At 44.8% G+C, this 19,088-nt stretch carries 18 protein-coding genes; 4 read left to right on the top strand and 14 right to left on the bottom strand.

Annotated features, from left to right (window positions below; all coding sequences use genetic code 11):
- Position 1 precedes the first annotated feature (1 nt).
- The 12 genes from fabZ to rpsB form a co-directional block, all read right to left on the bottom strand.
- A complete protein-coding gene (gene fabZ, locus MSG33_RS13730; protein WP_248381290.1) occupies positions 2-454 on the bottom strand; it encodes a 3-hydroxyacyl-ACP dehydratase FabZ in 453 nt (150 codons plus the stop codon).
- A 232-nt stretch (positions 455-686) separates the two neighbouring features.
- Positions 687-1,718: a UDP-3-O-(3-hydroxymyristoyl)glucosamine N-acyltransferase gene (gene lpxD, locus MSG33_RS13725; protein WP_065645509.1), complete on the bottom strand. Its 1,032-nt coding sequence runs from the start codon at positions 1,716-1,718 to the stop codon at positions 687-689.
- Between the two features lie 6 nt (positions 1,719-1,724).
- Positions 1,725-2,234, bottom strand: a complete 510-nt coding sequence (locus MSG33_RS13720; protein ID WP_248381289.1) for an OmpH family outer membrane protein — start codon at positions 2,232-2,234, stop codon at positions 1,725-1,727.
- Positions 2,235-2,247: 13 nt separating this feature from the next.
- On the bottom strand, positions 2,248-4,662 hold the full coding sequence (gene bamA, locus MSG33_RS13715; protein WP_047008880.1) for an outer membrane protein assembly factor BamA: 2,415 nt from the start codon (positions 4,660-4,662) through the stop codon (positions 2,248-2,250).
- Between the two features lie 48 nt (positions 4,663-4,710).
- Positions 4,711-6,069 (bottom strand): sigma E protease regulator RseP, encoded by a 1,359-nt coding sequence (gene rseP / locus MSG33_RS13710; RefSeq protein ID WP_085344093.1) that lies wholly within the window; start codon positions 6,067-6,069, stop codon positions 4,711-4,713.
- A complete protein-coding gene (gene ispC / locus MSG33_RS13705; protein WP_248381288.1) occupies positions 6,069-7,274 on the bottom strand; it encodes a 1-deoxy-D-xylulose-5-phosphate reductoisomerase in 1,206 nt (401 codons plus the stop codon). Before ispC ends, rseP begins: the two co-directional genes overlap by 1 nt.
- A gap of 50 nt (positions 7,275-7,324) precedes the next feature.
- Positions 7,325-8,167, bottom strand: a complete 843-nt coding sequence (locus MSG33_RS13700) for a phosphatidate cytidylyltransferase (protein WP_046875500.1) — start codon at positions 8,165-8,167, stop codon at positions 7,325-7,327.
- A gap of 12 nt (positions 8,168-8,179) precedes the next feature.
- Positions 8,180-8,935, bottom strand: a complete 756-nt coding sequence (locus tag MSG33_RS13695; RefSeq protein ID WP_006741661.1) for an isoprenyl transferase — start codon at positions 8,933-8,935, stop codon at positions 8,180-8,182.
- A 96-nt stretch (positions 8,936-9,031) separates the two neighbouring features.
- Positions 9,032-9,589 carry a ribosome recycling factor gene (gene frr, locus MSG33_RS13690; protein ID WP_005380330.1) on the bottom strand — a complete coding sequence of 186 codons (558 nt, stop codon included), beginning with the start codon at positions 9,587-9,589 and terminating at the stop codon, positions 9,032-9,034.
- A gap of 99 nt (positions 9,590-9,688) precedes the next feature.
- Positions 9,689-10,414, bottom strand: a complete 726-nt coding sequence (gene pyrH, locus MSG33_RS13685) for a UMP kinase (RefSeq protein ID WP_005380329.1) — start codon at positions 10,412-10,414, stop codon at positions 9,689-9,691.
- Between the two features lie 147 nt (positions 10,415-10,561).
- A complete protein-coding gene (gene tsf / locus MSG33_RS13680; protein ID WP_012841502.1) occupies positions 10,562-11,407 on the bottom strand; it encodes a translation elongation factor Ts in 846 nt (281 codons plus the stop codon).
- A 132-nt stretch (positions 11,408-11,539) separates the two neighbouring features.
- Positions 11,540-12,268, bottom strand: coding sequence for a 30S ribosomal protein S2 (gene rpsB, locus MSG33_RS13675; RefSeq protein ID WP_012841501.1), 729 nt, complete (start codon positions 12,266-12,268; stop codon positions 11,540-11,542).
- Positions 12,269-12,652: 384 nt separating this feature from the next.
- Between rpsB and map the strand changes: the two genes are divergently transcribed.
- The 3 genes from map (at position 12,653) to MSG33_RS13660 (ending at position 16,790) form a co-directional block, all read left to right on the top strand.
- Complete coding sequence (map, locus tag MSG33_RS13670) at positions 12,653-13,531, top strand: type I methionyl aminopeptidase (protein WP_005380326.1); 879 nt, start codon at positions 12,653-12,655, stop codon at positions 13,529-13,531.
- A 108-nt stretch (positions 13,532-13,639) separates the two neighbouring features.
- A complete protein-coding gene (gene glnD / locus MSG33_RS13665; protein ID WP_085344087.1) occupies positions 13,640-16,264 on the top strand; it encodes a bifunctional uridylyltransferase/uridylyl-removing protein GlnD in 2,625 nt (874 codons plus the stop codon).
- A gap of 142 nt (positions 16,265-16,406) precedes the next feature.
- Entirely contained in the window at positions 16,407-16,790 is a 384-nt protein-coding gene (locus MSG33_RS13660) for a DUF3461 family protein (protein WP_005380322.1), read from the top strand.
- Positions 16,791-16,878: 88 nt separating this feature from the next.
- Here the strand turns inward: MSG33_RS13660 and truC are convergent, their stop codons facing one another.
- Complete coding sequence (gene truC, locus MSG33_RS13655; protein ID WP_248381287.1) at positions 16,879-17,649, bottom strand: tRNA pseudouridine(65) synthase TruC; 771 nt, start codon at positions 17,647-17,649, stop codon at positions 16,879-16,881.
- A 4-nt stretch (positions 17,650-17,653) separates the two neighbouring features.
- Positions 17,654-17,968 (bottom strand): YqcC family protein, encoded by a 315-nt coding sequence (locus MSG33_RS13650; RefSeq protein ID WP_042521408.1) that lies wholly within the window; start codon positions 17,966-17,968, stop codon positions 17,654-17,656.
- A 76-nt stretch (positions 17,969-18,044) separates the two neighbouring features.
- Between MSG33_RS13650 and MSG33_RS13645 the strand changes: the two genes are divergently transcribed.
- Positions 18,045-19,082, top strand: a complete 1,038-nt coding sequence (locus tag MSG33_RS13645) for a DUF3549 family protein (protein ID WP_248381286.1) — start codon at positions 18,045-18,047, stop codon at positions 19,080-19,082.
- The last annotated feature ends 6 nt before the right edge of the window (positions 19,083-19,088 follow it).

Raw genomic sequence — 19,088 nt, 5'->3', positions numbered from 1 at the left:
ATTAAAACTCTCGACGAGCACACTTCAGTTCTGCAGAACATACCACTTCGCCGTCAACTTTTGCTACACCGCTAAATGCAGCAATGCCGCGACGTTCTTTCAGAAATTCTACCTCAACAACCAATTGGTCGCCCGGAACCACTGGTTTACGGAATTTCGCGCCGTCTACGCTTGCAAAGTAGTACAGTTCATTTTCTGTTGGTGCACCAAATGATTTAAATGCAAGTAAGCCTGTTGCCTGAGCCATTGCTTCTAAAATCAAAACACCTGGGAATACTGGTAGTTGAGGAAAGTGACCTGTGAACTGAGGTTCGTTAACCGACACGTTTTTAATCGCGTGAAGGTACTTCTCTTCTTGGAAGTCTATCACTCGGTCGATCAATAAGAATGGGTAGCGATGAGGTAGTAGCTCTTGAATTTCAGAGATGTTCATCGTTTTCTTTTCAGTAGTCAAAGTCGTCTTCCTATATCAATTTTTTGCCGCCAAGATGGCAAACGTGGCAACAGGTCGTAAAGCCGAATCGCTTTGCAATATACTAGCAAAATACGCACCATCTTGGAGTTAAATCTACTTAGAGCGCGTCATTATAGAAGAAAAAGACCCGCATTTCGCGAGTCTTCGTACAGAATATGGAACTAGAGCCTGTTAGCTTTCACGTTAAATACAGAGCGAAAGATAACTTGTTCTAAATTTCTTCTTTCTGTTCCAGCTGTTTTTCAACCGCTTTTAGGCGCTTATTCATCTCATCAATACGGTGAACTCGAGTTGCAGTTTTACGCCACTCTCTGTTCGTTTGTAGTGGAATACCTGATGAGTAAAGGCCTTTTTCTTCGATACTGCGCATTACCATGCCCATACCTGTAATCGCCACACCATCTGCGATAGTGATATGGCCATTCAGAACAGACGCGCCGCCAATCTGGCAGTACTTACCAATTTTTGTACTGCCCGCGACAATAGTACCACCAGGCATCACGGTACCATATCCGATCTGCACGTTGTGCGCGATTTGAAGTTGGTTATCCAGAATGACATTGTCTTCAATGATAGTATCTTCGAGTGCACCGCGGTCAATCGTAGTACAAGCACCAATCTCAACGCGGTTACCGATACGCACTGAACCAAGCTGAGGAATTTTAATCCACTCGCCTTTGTCATTCGCATAACCGAAGCCATCAGAGCCAATGACGGTGCCCGATTGAACAAGACAGTCATCACCCAATGACACTTCATGATAGATAGTGACATTAGCCCAAAGCTTGGTGTTATTCCCTAGCTTGGCGTTCTTACCGATAAAACAACCAGCGCCAACGCTTACGTTGTCGCCGAGTTCCACGCCCGTTTCAATCACGGCGTTAGCGCCGATTGTAACGTTCTCACCCATCTTAACGTCAGCGGCAATCACAGCACTTGGTGCAATATCGTCTGCCGGTTTTGGTGTGGTATCCATCGCTTGGACCACACGAGCAAATGCGACATAAGGGTCCGAAACCACTAGCGCGTTTCCAACGCATTGCTCTTTATGCTCAGCCTTTACCATAACAACGGTAGCTTGGCACTCAGAAAGGTGTTTTGCGTATTTTGGGTTAGACAAGAAGGTTACATCACCTTCTTGTGCTTTATCCATTGGGGCAACACGGCTTACAACGAGAGACTCGTCACCAAACAGCTCACCCCCGGTAATTGTCGCCAATTCGGCTAATGTTAATGTCTTCATAACTTCTTATTTTAGAGCTTTAATTACGTCTTCAGAGATATTGTATTCTGGCTTGCCGTACTGCAAAGCAGAGATATCAATCACAAGATCGTAACCATTTTTGTCTGCGACTTTCTTAACTGCATCTTGAATCGTTTTGAAAAGCTTCGCTTTTTCTTCAGCTTCACGACGCGAACTTGCTTTTTCAAGTGCTTGTGCTTTCACTTTGTACTCGCTGTCTAGCTTCGCGATATCGATACGTAGCTTTTCAACTTCGTCTTGACCCAAAAGCTCGCCGTCACGTTGTAGCTTCTCAATCTTTGTTTTAGCTTGTGCTTGGATTGACTTCAGTTCATCAGCTTTGCTTTTGAAGTCTTTCTGCATTTTTTGTAGTACAACTTCACGTTGAGGAAGAGCTTGGAAAACTTGAGCTGTATTTACATAAGCAATTTTCTGTGCAGCTTCTGCCGCATTTGCAAACATTGAAGAGCTCAGTACAAGAAGGCCAATCCCAGCCGCTTTGATCATTTTATTCAAAATATTTTCCTCTTTAGAAAGTTCTACCGATAGTGAATGTGAAGAACTCTTCATCATCGCCATCAAATTTCTTAATTGGTTTCGCTAGTGAGAATACTAGTGGCCCCATTGGAGACATCCACTGCAACGCCGCACCGTAAGAAGAGCGGTAGTTGGTTGGATCTGAGTAATCGTAGTAGTAGTTAGCACCCGAAATGTTGCTATTTTCTCGATAATCAAACTCGGTATCCCAAACACTTGCCATATCAAAGAAGATACTGGTACGAATTTGGTTTTGTACTTCCTCTGATGCGAACGGCGTTGGAACGATCAACTCAATACTTGCTAATGCGACTGCGTTACCACCCACTGAATCATCTGTCGCAATATCTGTACCATTGTTAGAGCCGGATGTATCGCGGTAAACCGCTTTAGGGCCAACAGAGTTTGAGCCAAAGCCACGAAGCGATGTAAAGCCACCTGCGTAGTAGTTTTCGTAGAATGGGAACAAGTTATCGTTACCATCCGTTTGACCGTAACCATTACCGTAACCCAAGCGGCCACGGAACAAGAGGGTAAACTCATGCTTTTTAGTTAATGGTACATACTGGCGAACATCGTACTGCAGTTTAAAGTATTGAACGTCAGAGCCAGGTACGGTCATTTTATAGAATGCACGTTGGTGGTTACCTGCCGTTGGGAAGTAACCACGGTTTAAGTTATTACGTGTCCAAGAGATATTGAAGTCGAAGTCGTTCGTATTCAATGCCCCACTTGAATCTATATTATCTTTTTGCGCTTCTAAGAACTGCTCTACCTGCAAGTAAGGCGATAAGTTACCGATCTTGTTGTGCGTATAACCGACACCGAATTCAAAACGGTTCAACTCATCGAATGGGAAGCCCCACGTTAAGCTCGCGCCATAGCTTTCGTTGGTATAGTCAACGATATTGGCTTCTTTAGCTTCAAATTCGTTATAGAAAACCTTACCACCCAAGCTTACACCGTCTAAGTTCCAGTACGGGTCTCGGTAATCTAGACTGATGTTTTTCTGGTAGTCATTCATCATCGCGTTGATACCAACACGGTTACCGCTACCAATAAAGTTATCTTGTTGCAGGCCAACCTGGAAGCTCACACCCGATTCTGTACCGTAGCCAACACCGAAGTTAACGCTACCAGAGTTCGCTTCTTTGACAGAGTAAACTAGGTCAACTTGATCATCACTACCAGGAACTCGAACCGTCTGTACTTCAACATTTTCAAAGTAGCCCAAACGATTTAGACGAGTTTTACCCGTTTCAATCGATTTCGAGTTCAACCAACTGCCTTCCATCTGACGCATTTCACGACGAAGGACTTCATCTTTGGTTGAGTTGTTACCCGTGAAGCGGATATCACGTACGTAAATACGGTTACCTGGATCGACGTTAACGACCAAAGAAACTTCTTGATTCTCGTCGTCAAACTCAGGAATGGTATTCACTTGTGGATAAGCGTAGCCGGACTCACCAAGCACACGTTTAATACCCTCTTCCATTGAAGTGACCAACGAGCCGTTGTATGTCTCATTGTCTTCAAATGGCACAAGTCTTTCGAACGTCGCTTCCTCACCGATCAAGTCACCACGGAACTTCACGTCCTTAACGGTGTAAACCTCGCCCTCTTCTAGACCAAGAGTAATGTATACCCCTTTCTTGTCAGGAGAGATTGCAACTTGTGTCGAATCAACGTTAAATTTTAAGTAACCACGATCCAGGTAGAATGATTTGAGTGCTTCAATATCACCTGCAAGGACTTGCTTTTGATACTTTTCGTCAGACAGGAAATTCCACCACGGCACATCAACATTCAAGTTAAAACGAGAAAGAAGGTCCTCATCGCTGAAAACTTCATTGCCGATAAAATTGATTTGCTGAATTTTTGCCGACACGCCTTCAGTAAAGACAAACTTTAGGTCAGAACGATTACGTGGCAGTGGAGTCACCACCGCTTTTACTGTGGCGTTGTATTTACCTACGCTGTAATAAAAGTCTTCTAAGCCTTTTTCAATGTTGCTTAGCGTGGTGCGGTCAAGCGCTTCACCTTCACGAACGCCAGATGCGTTCAGGTTTTCCTGTAGCTGCTCGTCTTTGATTGCTTTGTTACCAGAAAATGAGATGCTGGCAATAGTAGGACGCTCTTTGACTTGAACCATCAGAACGCCGCCGTCACGTAACACTTTCACATCTTCAAAGTTACCAGATGCATACAGTGCACGGATAATCTCTGCAACATCGCCTTGGCCAATGGTATCACCGACACGTACAGGCATTTTCAACAACGCAGCACCCAGTGCTACACGCTGCAATCCATCGATTTCAATATCTTGAACTACGAAGTTCTCTGCTCCATTTGCAGATACACTGGTCGCCAGTAAACTTGCAAATAGAATTCGCTTAATCGCCATACTTGTTCTAATTATTCCTTGCTACTGCTTTTGTCTCTGAACTATCTATCACAGACGAGTAAAATCATTAAATAGCGCTAACGCCATGAGCGAGAAGATGATCGCACCACCAATTCTAAAGCCCATTTCCTGCACTCTCTCAGGAACGGGACGTCGAATGACTGCTTCAATTGCAAAAAACAACAAATGACCGCCATCCAACATTGGTAAAGGAACGAGATTAATAATACCTAGGTTAACACTAATTAGAGCGAGAAAACCTAAAAAGTAGACCAAGCCATAATCAGCCGTCGCACCTGCGCCTTTGGCTATTGATATTGGACCACTCAGATTATTCAGACCAACGTCACCAACAATCAGTTTCTTAAGCATGCTGATTGTCAAGCCAATGACTTGGCCGGTTTTGTCTACCGCCTTACCTACTGACTCGAATACACCAAACTGAAGGTCGAAGCGATAACTTTCTGGCCATTCTGCGACTTTAGGTGCAATACCTGCAAAACCAACGACTTCTTTGTTAGCTAGCTCACGGCTACCAGGCGTCAGCGTTAATGTTTGCTCATAGCCCTGACGCAATACCGTTAATTCAATCGGTGTATCAGGATTAGAGCGAACCGCTTCAACAACTTGCTTCCACTCCGTGATGCGTTGTTCACCAATAGCGACAATCTCATCACCTGGAAGCACACCTGCTTTTTCCGCCGCTCCACCTTGCGAAACCTGTTCGATAACGCGATACACCTCCGGTGTATACGGCGCAAAACCTAATGACTGCATCGCAGACTGAGTTTCAGGGTCGAACTCCCATTCGCGCAGATCGAGCGTTTTCGTTACTTCTGAACCAACTTCATTCGCTGACGTCAGTGTTACTGTCATCAAATCATCGCCAATATGAGAAATCAATCCCATATTTACCGATTCCCAATCCGGAGTTTTGATACCAGATATCGATTTAAGTTCCATTCCAGATTCAATTCCGGCTTCTGCGACGATCGAATTGGGCGTAACTTCACCAATTACTGGCTTAACTGCTGGGATACCAATAAGAAATACGAGCCAATAGGCGAAGATTGCGAAAAGGAAGTTAAAGATAGGGCCTGCCGCAACAATAGAGGTTCGCTTCCATAGCGGCTTCTTATCAAACGCTAAGTGCTTCTCATGTTCTGGCACCTCATCAACACGGCTATCAACCATTTTTACATAGCCGCCGAGAGGGATCATTGAGATGCTGTACTCCGTTCCGTCTTTGCCTACCTTACTCCAGATAGACTTACCGAAACCGATTGAAAACTTTTCAACTTTCACGCCGCAACGGCGAGCAACCCAAAAGTGCCCAAACTCGTGCACAGCGACAAGAATGCCCAGTGCGACGATAAAAGAAATGAGATTCCACAATATACCAGTCATCAGATACGCTCGCGTATGGTTTCTAGGGCAATAGTTCGTGCCATTCTATCTAGCTCTAACAAGCTTTCCAAGCTATTCGCATTCTCAGCTTTGCAGCTTGCATTGATTTTATTCAACACAGACTCATTGATGCGAGCGATATCCGTAAAACCTAGGCTGTTATTTAAAAATGCATCAACAGCGACTTCATTCGCTGCATTCAGTGCCGTTGTTGCATGTTGACCTTCATAACAAGCGTCAATTGCTAGTTTTAAACATGGGTAACGAGCAAAATCAGGTTGCAAAAACGTCAATTCGCCAATTTTCGTGAAGTCTAGTGGCTTAACTCCAGCTTCAACTCTTGATGGGTATGACATAGTCAGTGCAATAGGGGTCGCCATATCCGGCTCACCCATTTGTGCCAAAACCGAACCATCGCGGTATTGAACCATTGAATGAATAACAGACTGCGGATGAATAATAACCTTTAGCTGCTCGCGAGCCGCATTAAACAACCATTTAGCTTCGATATACTCTAAGCCTTTGTTCATCATCGTGGCTGAGTCAACGGAAATCTTTGGTCCCATCGACCAGTTCGGATGGGCGATCGCCTGCTCAGGAGTCACCTTTTCCAGTTCTGCGGTATCAGTGTAACGGAAAGGACCACCAGAACCAGTCAGCAAAATATGAGAAATGCCATGTTCTTGTAAATTACAACGACCTAAATTGGTTTGTACTTGTTGTGGTAAGCACTGGAAAATAGCATTGTGTTCACTATCGACGGGAAGTAGCTCCGCACCAAACTCTTCTACGGCATCAATAAATAACTGGCCTGACATGACCAGTGCTTCTTTATTTGCCAACAATACTCGCTTACCAGCTTTCACAGCAGCCATGGTAGGCAGTAGACCAGCCGCTCCGACAATAGCAGCCATCACACTGTCAACTTCGTCCAATGAAGCAATATGGCATAGAGCATCCACACCACCTAATACTTCGGTGTTTGGAGAAACCAAATGTAACTCAGATTGGAGTTGAACCGCTGCGGCTTTGTCCGCCATGACCGCGTATTTAGGTTGCCACTGACGACATAGCCCGATCATCTTTTCAACGTTGGTGCTTGCCGCTAAGGCAACGACAGAAAACAGCTCTGGGTTTTGTTCGACCACTTTAAGCGTGCTTGCACCAATGGATCCAGTAGCACCAAGAATCGTTAACTTTTGCATGTTGTAAGACCGTTAGAAAGCTCAGGAGCGACAATGCCGCTCCTGATAAATTAGAATACGTAGTAAAGAAGAGCAAAAACTGGGAATGCTGCGGTTAGGCTGTCAATACGATCGAGCACACCGCCATGTCCTGGGATAATGTTGCTGCTGTCTTTAATGCCTGAGACACGCTTGAACATACTTTCCACCAGATCGCCGAGCACTGATATAACGACAGTAACCAACGTAATCAACACCATATGGACGGGACTGGTGAACTGAATATCGAACCAATCAGCAAATGCCCACGCCACGATCAATGCCGTGATAATGCCGCCAATAAGCCCTTCAATGGTTTTATTCGGACTGACATGTGGCGCCATCTTACGTTTGCCTAAGCTTTTGCCTGCAAAGTAAGCACCGCTATCTGCAGCCCATACCAAGAAACAAACGTATAGCACGAGCTTTGCTCCGTGGTATGGATCTACCGTAATGTCATGAGCTCTAAGAATAACTACACTCCAAAGGAATGGAATTAATGTCAGAAAACCAAACACATGGCGTAAAACAAAATTATTTTGCCAAGATTTCGTCGTTTTGGGATAAGTAATCGCCATTAAGCTAGCAATAATCCACCAAACAAAACCAAGGCCCAGCACAACATAATGAGGCGTTGCTAAATGGTTGAGGCTATGTGCGTCAGGCGAAATATATAGAAAACTAAGTCCGGTAACAATGACTGCCGGAACGAGGGCAGCAAAGCGAGAGTTGCTTCCTGTAAATTGAGTCCACTCCCAAAAACCTAATAGGGTAATTGCAGTTAAAGCGGCAATAAAGCCCATTAGGGGTAATTTAAAAATGCCTAAAATAACCAGGGGAGCTAAAATTAGTGCTGTTATTATTCTCTGTTTCAAACTAACTAGTCCTTATTGAGCTGCCATCAATGCCTTTATTTGTTCACCTGTACAGCCAAAACGACGTTCTCGATTGATAAACCAAGTTACAGCTTCAACTAAGCTGTCTTCGTCGAATTCCGGCCAATACTCGGGTGTAAAGTACATTTCTGCATAAGCCATTTGCCACAACATAAAGTTGCTGATGCGACACTCTCCACTGGTACGAATCAAAAGATCCACTTCAGGTAAGTCTGCCATGGTCAAATGCTCAGTGATTAGCTGCTCATTGATATCCTCTACACGAATCTCACCGTTACGTGCTTTTAACGCTAACGTTTTGGCCGCTTCTGTGATGTCCCACTTACCGCCATAATTGGCTGCAATGTTGATCACCATCCCCGTGTTACCTGCCGTTAGATTTTCAGCTTCTACAATCTTCTTTTGTAGACGCTCACTAAATCGACTGGTATCACCGATCACGCGCAACCGTAAATTATTTTTGTGTAGTTTTTTTACTTCACTAGACAGGACCGTGATAAACAGTTCCATCAAAAGACCCACTTCTTCCTCCGGACGACGCCAGTTTTCACTACTAAAAGCAAATAGCGTCATGGCTTTAATGCCAAGCTTTGAAGCAGCAGCCACGGTCTTACGAACGGCATTAACGCCTTTTTTGTGACCAAATACGCGAGGTTTTCCTTTGGACTTAGCCCAACGGCCATTACCGTCCATAATGATGGCAATATGCTTAGGAAGGGAATCAGAGAAGGCTTGAGAATTTTGCATAGGGAGTTAATTGAGTTCCATCAGTTGGATAGACTAACATAAAAAAACGCTGAGCTGTGAGCACAGCGTTTTCCAACAGTGATGTGTGTGGGAGTATTAAACTTCCATCAACTCTTTTTCTTTTGCAGCAAGAACTTCATCGATCTTCTTAACTGCAACGTCAGTTAGTTTTTGAATTTCGTCTTGTGCTTTACGATCTTCATCTTCAGAGATTTCTTTATCTTTTAGAAGCGCTTTTAGATCGTTGTTTGCGTCACGACGGATGTTACGAACAGCAACACGACCACCTTCAGCTTCACCACGAACAATCTTAACTAGGTCTTTACGACGCTCTTCCGTTAGTGGTGGAAGTGGAACACGGATGATAGTACCAGCAGACATAGGATTTAGACCAAGATCAGACGTCATGATCGCTTTTTCTACTTTCGGAGTCAGCTCTTTATCGAAAACCGTGATTGCAAGTGTACGTGCATCTTCAGCAATAACGTTTGCTACTTGGTTTAGAGGTGTTGCTGCACCGTAGTATTCTACAGAAATACCAGATAGTAGGCTTGGGTGTGCACGACCTGTACGAATTTTAGAAAGGTTGTTCTTAAGCGCTTCAACGCTTTTATCCATGCGCTCTTGCGCGTCTTTTTTGATTTCGTTAATCACAGTTTCACCTTAAAAATGTCATCTTTCCTGAAGAAAGCCTAAAACGGTTGAGCAAAGCAAACGCCACCCTAACGCTTTGGGTGGCACCTTGGGACAAGCTTATTCGTTGATTAGCGTGCCTTCTGCTTCGCCCATAACCACGCGACGTAGTGCGCCTGGCTTGTTCATGTTAAATACGCGGATTGGCATTTTGTGGTCACGAGCTAGCGTAAACGCCGCCAAGTCCATCACTTTCAGCTCTTTATCCAGAACTTCTGCGTAAGATAGCTTATCATACAGCTCTGCGTCTGGGTTTGCTACAGGGTCAGCAGTAAATACACCATCAACTTTCGTCGCTTTTAGTACAACATCCGCTTCGATTTCAATACCACGTAGGCAAGCAGCAGAATCCGTTGTAAAGAACGGGTTACCCGTACCAGCAGAGAAGATGACAACACGGCCTTGGCGAAGCTCACGGATCGCATCAGCCCAATTATAGTCGTCACATACGCCTTTTAGAGGAATGGCAGACATAACGCGCGCATTCACGTATGCACGGTGAAGAGCATCGCGCATCGCTAGGCCATTCATTACTGTAGCAAGCATACCCATGTGGTCACCAACTACGCGGTTCATACCAGCTTCAGCAAGGCCTGCACCACGGAACAAGTTACCGCCACCGATAACTACACCAACCTGAACACCCAGTTCAACCAGTTCTTTAACTTCTTGTGCCATGCGATCAAGGACCGCAGGATCAATACCAAAACCGTCTTCACCTTGAAGAGCTTCACCACTCAGTTTTAATAGAATACGTTGATACGCTGGTTTAGGGTTCGTAGTCATGGAGTTTACCTTCCAAAGAGAGTTGTTGATTAACAGTCATGAATAGACACAAATTCAGTTATGGCTATTCATCACGGCTAATCGTTCACTGCTCATAAAAAGACCGCAGCCAAGGCTACGGTCTAATCTTTATACAGTCTCTAAGGATTAACCTTTTTGAGCTGCAGCAACTTCTTCAGCGAAGCTCATTTCTTCTTTCTTCTCGATACCTTCACCTACTTCTAGGCGAACGAATGTAGAAACTGAAGCGCCTTTTTCTTTCAGCATTTCACCTACAGTTTTCTTAGGTTCCATGATGAAAGCTTGACCTGTTAGAGAGATCTCGCCAGTGAATTTCTTCATGCGGCCAACAACCATCTTCTCAGCGATTTCTGCAGGCTTGCCTTCGTTCATTGCGATTTCAACTTGAACCGCTTTCTCTTTTTCTACTACGTCAGCTGGTACGTCTTCTGGGTTAACGAACTCAGGCTTAGAAGCAGCAACGTGCATTGCAACGTGCTTAAGAGTTTCTGCGTCGCCTTCACCAGCAACAACAACACCGATTTTCTCACCGTGACGGTAAGAAGCAATTGCAGTGCCTTGAACGTATTCTACGCGACGGATAGTGATGTTTTCACCGATTTTAGCTACAAGAGCTACACGTGCGTCTTCGAATTGTGCTTGTAGCTCTTCAACAGTCGCTTTTGAAGCTAGAGCTGCAGCTGCAACTTCTTCTGCGAATGCAGTGAAGTTACCGTCTTTAGCAACGAAGTCAGTTTGGCAGTTAACTTCAAGAAGAACAGCAACGCCGTTTTCTTCTTTGATGATGATTGCGCCTTCAGCTGCAACGTTACCAGCTTTCTTAGCTGCTTTCGCTGCGCCAGATTTACGCATGTTTTCAATTGCTAGTTCGATGTCAGCGTTTGCTTCTACAAGCGCTTTCTTACATTCCATCATGCCAGCGCCAGTACGCTCGCGAAGTTCTTTAACTAGAGCAGCAGTTACAGTTGCCATTCTGTATTCCTCGTTTGATTCGAAATAAGGTAAAAAACAGGGGCCTAACATTGTCGGCCCCCATTGCTAACTATAACTTAGTTTATGCTACACAAAGGTTTCACATAGACCAAGTGTGACACAGAGCCGCTATTATTCAGCTTCTACGAAACCGTCTTTTTCAGCAACTGCAGCTACGTCTTTGTTACGACCTTCAGATACTGCTGAAGCAGCAGCGTTCAGGTATAGCTGTACAGCGCGGATCGCGTCGTCGTTACCTGGGATTACGTAGTCAACGCCGTCTGGGTTAGAGTTAGTATCTACCACAGCGTATACTGGAATACCTAGGTTGTTAGCTTCTTTAATTGCAATGTGTTCGTGATCAGCGTCGATTACGAATAGAGCGTCTGGTAGGCCGCCCATGTCTTTGATACCACCAAGAGATTTCTCTAGCTTCTCCATTTCGCGAGTACGCATTAGAGCTTCTTTCTTAGTTAGTTTGTCAAAAGTACCGTCTTGAGATTGAGTCTCTAGATCTTTTAGACGCTTGATAGACTGACGAACTGTTTTGTAGTTTGTAAGCATACCGCCTAACCAGCGGTTGTTTACGTAAAACTGGTTGCTTGCGATTGCAGCTTCTTTAACAGCTTCAGATGCAGCGCGCTTAGTACCTACGAATAGAACTTTACCTTTCTTCTCGCCAACTTTAGCTAGTTCAGCTAGAGCGTCGTTGAACATTGGTACAGTTTTTTCTAGGTTGATGATATGAACTTTGTTACGAGCGCCAAAGATGAATGGCTTCATTTTTGGGTTCCAGTAACGAGTCTGGTGACCGAAGTGAACACCAGCTTTTAGCATATCGCGCATTGATACAGTTGCCATTTTAAATTCCTCTATGGGGTTAGGCCTCCACATTCCCCATAACTCCGACCAAGCTTCTGCTCAGCACCCCGGAATATGTGACGGAATGTGTGTGATTTAAAGATAAAAGGTTATTCGGATGAAGCTTGCTTCGCCGCTTAGCTTTGCTAAACGAAGAGAACAGTCCTCTATTCCGGCGCGCTTTATACCATATTTTAGCTCACTGTGGCTAGTAAAAATTATTTCTTCACCGTGCCACTTTCTCCTATTTATAAGCAAAACTTTAAACATACGATCGAATTAAGAATGATGCATATTCCTATCTAACTTGGGTTAACGCCCCGATGTCTGATAGAATGCGGCCATTCGCACGTTTACGTGCTTAGGAATAAGTAGAGAAAGCCAATGTCAATCAAGATTAAAACTGCTGAAGAAATAGAACGCATGCGCATTGCGGGCAAGCTGGCCGCAGAGATTCTAGAAATGATCGAACCACACATCAAAGTTGGTGTGACGACAGAAGAGTTGAACAAAATCTGTCATGAGTACGCTCTAGAAAAAGGCGCATACTCTGCTCCGCTTGATTACCATGGTTTCCCTAAGTCGATTTGTACTTCAATCAACCATATCGTATGCCACGGTATTCCAGCAGAAAAAGACGAAATCGGTAGCAACGGTCAAATGAAGCCAGCGGTACTAAAAGATGGCGACATCTTAAACGTTGATATTACCGTAATCGTTCCAAATGATGAGAATGCCGATCTGAGCGTGCGTCCTCAGGGTTACCATGGTGACACTTCTAAGATGTTCCTAGTCGGTGATGTTTCACCTGCAAACAAACGTCTGTGCATGGTAGCTCAAGAAGCACTGTATGTTGGTATGCGTACCGTTAAGCCAGGTTCAACGGTTGGTGACATCGGTACGGCTATCGAGAAATACATCAAAGAGAACAACAAAAACAACCCTCGCAACAAGTTTTCTATTGTGAAAGACTTCTGTGGCCACGGTATCGGCGATGAGTTCCATGAAGAACCACAAGTGGTTCATTACAAGAACAAAGACCGCCGCGTACTAAAAGAAGGCATGTGCTTTACTATTGAGCCGATGATTAACGCAGGTAAATTTGGTTGCTCTGTTGACGCTCAAGACGATTGGACCGTTTACACAGGCGACGGCAAGAACTCTGCGCAATGGGAACATACCATTGTTGTAACAAAAGAAGGTTGTGAAGTACTGACGCTTCGTAGCGACGATACAATTCCTCGCCTAATGAAAAACGCGTAAAGCTGACGACCACTCGTTGTTTACTATATCCCTGCTTCGGCGGGGATATTTTTTATCTGCCACAAATTTGTTAGATTGTAACTAGATTAGCTTGCACGGATGGCAAATATGACACTTCAGTCCCCTCTTACCTTTTCCGATGAACAAATCAATATCGGAGAGCTCAAACAAGAGTTAGAGAAATTTAGCTCCGATCAAAACCAAGAGTTTCTCAATCATCATCCGGTAACAAGCTTGGTTTTAGCCAGGGCAGAATACATGGATCTGCTTCTGAATCGTTTGTGGCAACATTTTGGCTTCAAAGATATTTACAACATTTCCCTAGTTGCCGTGGGTGGCTATGGGCGTGGCGAGCTGCATCCGCTCTCCGATATCGATATTTTGATTCTGTCGAACAATAAGCTGCCGACCGCGCTAGAAGCAAAAATCAGCGAATTCATTACGCTGTTGTGGGATTTAAAACTCGAGGTCGGACACGCTGTTCGCACCGTTAACGAATGTGCGGAAATTGGTAAAGCCGATCTGACCGTCGCGACAAACCTTCAAGAAGCGCGTCTACTGTGTGGCAGCGAGGATACCTTTCAGGCACTGAAGAAAGTCGTATTATCAGACTCCTTTTGGCCAAGTGAAACGTTTTATCGCGCTAAAATTCAAGAGCAGAGAGAACGCCATGCGCGTTACCATGATACAACCTACAACTTAGAACCAGACATTAAGTCGACCCCTGGCGGGCTGCGCGATATTCATACATTAAGCTGGGTCGCCCGACGTCACTTTGGTGCCACGTCATTGCTGGAAATGAGCCGATACGGATTTTTAACTGACGCAGAATACCGAGAATTGGTTGAATGTCAGGACTTCCTTTGGCGAGTGCGTTTTGCTCTGCACATGGAGCTTCGCCGCTATGACAACCGTTTGACCTTTGCCCATCAAGCACAAGTTGCGGAAAATCTAGGCTACGTCGGTGAAGGCAACCGAGGCGTAGAAATGATGATGAAAGAGTTCTACCGCACACTTCGTCGTGTGGCAGAGCTCAATAAAATGCTACTCAAACTTTTTGATCAAGCGATCATTAATGGTGGGGCGACAGAAAGTGCCGAGATTCTCGATGCCGACTTCCAACGTCGTGGCTCTTTGATTGAAGCGCGGAAACCCGCATTGTTTCAAGCTCGCCCAGAAACTATTCTGGATATGTTCTTACATATCGCGAACGACTCAACCATTGAAGGGGTGAGCCCACCAACGCTGCGTCAACTGCGCACCGCTCGCCGTCGACTCAACAAATTTTTGCACACCATTCCTGCTGCGCGTGAAAAATTCATGGCGTTATGTCGTCACCCTAATGCTCTGCATAAAGCATTCAGCCTAATGCACCGATTAGGGGTTATGGCGGCCTATTTACCGCAATGGAGCCAAATAGTTGGTCAAATGCAGTTTGACTTATTCCACGCCTACACGGTTGATGAGCACAGTATTCGCTTACTGAAACACATTAATACCTTCAGTGACCCAGACAATCATGCGAAGCACCCTATTTGTTGTGACGTCTACCCACGGATGCAAAAGAAAGAACTGCTGATTATTGCCGCTATTTTCCACGATATCGGTAAAGGACGTGGCGGCGATCACTCTGTTATAGGCGAAGGTGAGGCTTACGACTTCTGTATTGAGCATGGCTTATCAAAGCCCGAGGCCAAACTTGTCGCTTGGTTGGTAAGGCATCATCTATTAATGTCCGTCACCGCACAGCGCCGAGACATTTATGATCCCGATGTGATTACCGAATTTGCCAAAAAAGTCAGAGACGAAGAATCTCTCGATTATCTTGTGTGCCTGACAGTTGCAGATATTTGTGCAACCAACCCAGAACTTTGGAATGCTTGGAAACGAACCTTACTCGCAGAGCTGTATTACTCTACACAACGTGCTTTACGTAGAGGGTTAGAGAATCCTGTCGATGTGCGTGAGCGAATTCGCCACAACCAACAAATGGCCTCCGCAATGCTACGTAAAGAGGGCTTTGCCGCGCGCGAAATTGAAGTATTGTGGCAGCGCTTTAAAGCTGACTATTTCCTTCGTCATACTCATACGCAAATCGCGTGGCACTGCGAACACTTACTTCGCATGGAAGATCCGACTAAGCCTTTGGTGTTGATCAGTAAAAAAGCCACTCGTGGCGGCACTGAGGTGTTTGTATATACGAAAGACCAGCCAGCTTTATTTGCGACGGTCGTGGCGGAGTTAGATAGGCGTAATTTTAATGTACACGACGCGCAAATCATGACCAGCAAAGATGGGCACGTGATTGATACCTTTATGGTTCTCGATCAACATGGCGAAGCGATTGATGAGTCTCGTCACGCCGCGGTGATTAAACACCTCACCCATGTACTGGAGGCTGGCCGACCAACCAAGATTAAAACGCGCCGTACTCCGAACAAACTTCAGCACTTTAATGTGAAAACCAAAGTCGACTTCTTACCAACCAAAGGTAAAAAACACACTTTAATGGAGTTTGTCGCGCTAGACACACCAGGGCTGTTGGCCAAAGTAGGCCGTACATTTGCTGATTTAAATATCAACCTTCATGGTGCAAAAATCACCACCATTGGTGAGCGAGCAGAAGACTTGTTTATTTTAACCAGTGATGCAGGGGGAAGATTAAGTGAAGAACAACAGGATGAGCTAAGAGAGAGATTGATCGAAAAGTTATCTGATGAGGTCGCTGCTTAGATCAAACCTGCCAATCTTTTCGGTTCAGGGCGAGAGCGATCTTGCCCACAAGTTAAGCATTTTGGCTAAATATCAGCTATCTAGCTCATACATAGGCTGCTACAGTTATATCAATATCAATTCGATGTAATAGAGGTAGCCTATGTATCCCCACCTCACTGGTTTGGGTATTCACGACCCCAAGCAGATTGAACGTTATTCCCTACGCCAAGAAGCACACAAAGACGTACTCAAGATCTATTTCCACAAGCAAAAAGGCGAGCTGTTCGCCAAAAGCGTTAAATTCAAATACCCGCGTCAAATCAAAAATGTTCTTGTGGACAGTGGCAGTCACAAATATAAAGAAGTAACGGAAATCAACCGTAACCTCACATTGGTCATTGATGAACTGAATAAAATCACTAAGCCAACAAAACAACCTGAGGTTGATGTAAAAGAGAAAATTCTCTCAGACCTTCGTCATTTAGAAAAAGTCGTTTCGAGCAAGATCGCAGAGATCGAAGCAGATCTCGAAAAACTAAAGTAAAACGTTAAGTCTTAAATATTAAAAAAGGGTTAGCATTGATGCTAACCCTTTTTATTTGTATTCAATTATCTAGATCTAGCTAAGCCGATTATCGGTTGATCATTGATTCATCCCACTCAAAACGAGTAAACAATTGCTGCCAAGTTTCATCAATATTGGCCGTCATGACAACCTCTTGATCGGTAAATGGGTGGACAAACCGTAACTCTGAAGCGTGCAGTAGCAAGCGGTGAGCATCAAACTCTGTGCGATAAAGCTTGTTGTGCTTTCCATCCCCGTGCGTTGTATCACCCACGATCGGATGGCGTAGATGTGCCATATGACGACGAAGTTGGTGCTTACGCCCCGTTTTAGGTTTCATCTCAACTAAGCAATAACGCGTTGTAGGAAATTTACCCGTCGAATAGGGAACTTCCACTTTAGCCAACGGCTTATATTCCGTCACCGCTTCTTGCGCTTCTTTTTCTTGTGAAGCGAACTTATCCGCAATCTTGTCTAACTCGACTTTGAGCGCGTAATCCAAGACGCCCTCTTCCTCAATCCAACCGCGTACTATTGCGTGGTATGTCTTTTCCATTTTATGTTCAGCAAACATCGGCATGACTTGTGATGCGACTTCACTCGACAACGCAAACACAAGCACACCAGATGTTGGACGATCCAGACGATGCAATGGGAACACATGCTGACCAATTTGGTCACGCAAAGTTTGCATGACAAACTGAGTTTCGTGTTTATCTAACCAACTGCGATGCACTAACATGCCTGCAGGCTTGTTGACCGCTACAAAATATTCATCCTGATAAACGATCTCCAGCTCAACTGGTTCTGAAGATCGCGTTAGTTCTTGTTCTAGCATTCGTTTACTTACACAGTTCGTCAATGGTTCGGATTGTAACGAGCAGCTCGGCGAACTGCGGTTCCTGCTTCCACGCTTCTGAAAAATAGGGCTCGAGAGAAAACCCTCTTGGCAGTGGTTGGTTATTTTTCACTAGTGCGTGCATTCTGGCTATAAAAATCCACTGCAACCACTCATGAGGATGCAATGTATCAATCGCAAATGGCTCCGCACTTTGTAAGGCTTGCTCTGAAGGCATAGTGTATTGCCACAATTTATGCTCTCTAAGCTGCGTTTCAAGTTGGTGAAGTAAGTCGACCAATTGAGTATTTGTTACCATTAATTCTATCTCGAACCTTGAATTAGCCGAGAATGATACCATTTCTTGTGAAAAGAACGTTAGGACGTCGTATTTAATGGAAAACATTCAAACCCTCACTCAACTGTTGAACAACAGCCACTGTGATTATCAAATCTTCGATCTTGGTCGCCGTATCAAAACCATCGCTAAGAAAGAGTTTGCCGATGTAGAAAAAGGTCAAGCACCGTACCCATTCCCAATGCAGCGTAAAGCACACCTTGCCATCGCTTATTGGAATGAACAAAAGCAACCTTGGATTTGGTTTCTAAAGTTTGAATTGGACGAGCGCGGTTTGTTAAAGCAAGCGGATATCGGCAATTTCATTAAATACGTCGTGGAGGCTATGGGAACACGCCTCAATGCTGATATCACTGAAGAGCAACAACAAAAGCTGTCTAACAACCCATACACTTTCAAACCTTCCGAAGATAAAATGGCCGTGTTTCATAGCCAGGTCCGCGCAAACCTCAATCTTCCTACCAGCCAATATTACGAGCATACCCAGCATTACTTCTCTGGAGGTTTAGGCTGGGATAATTGGCAAACTGTAGGTCTGCAAGGTATCACAGACATAGCCGCTCGCCTGGACAAAGAGCAAAACGGGGTAATGATACGCAAAGCGTTGAACCACCTACCAAATGAGCCACTTTATGCACTATTAGGTGCGCTTGAGCATGTAGAGCTTCAAGAGCGTTTAGCAGAACGTATCGCGGAAAAGGCACAGCAAGAAATCGCAAGTAGCGAACCTGATCTATTCCTACTTTCAGCACTTATCCGAGCTTTGGCTGGCGCACCAACAGCCATTGCCTCTCCAGTATTAGATGCGATATTGCATAGCCCTCGTTTAAGCCATCAGGAGGTATTGATTGGTGTGGCGGGTCGCGCTTGGCACTTACTCGCCAATGAAAAGGTAGCAGAACAGTTTTTGCTGCGTTTAGCTCAAACCGGTAATCAAGCCCTATTTAATCAGTTATTTGCCGATTTAGTGATGCTGCCAGAGTTAAGAATGGTGTTATTGCCTTTGCTGCATTCAAACCCATCAGAGGAACTAGCAAATGCGCTAGTAAGCTTACAACAAGCAACAAAAAGCTAAGAAAGG

It is taken from the genome of Vibrio sp. 1CM7H (assembly GCF_023161645.1).
GTDB lineage: Bacteria > Pseudomonadota > Gammaproteobacteria > Enterobacterales > Vibrionaceae > Vibrio > Vibrio diabolicus.
Note: the sequence above shows the minus strand (reverse complement) of the source record. Positions and strands in the feature narration are given on the sequence as shown.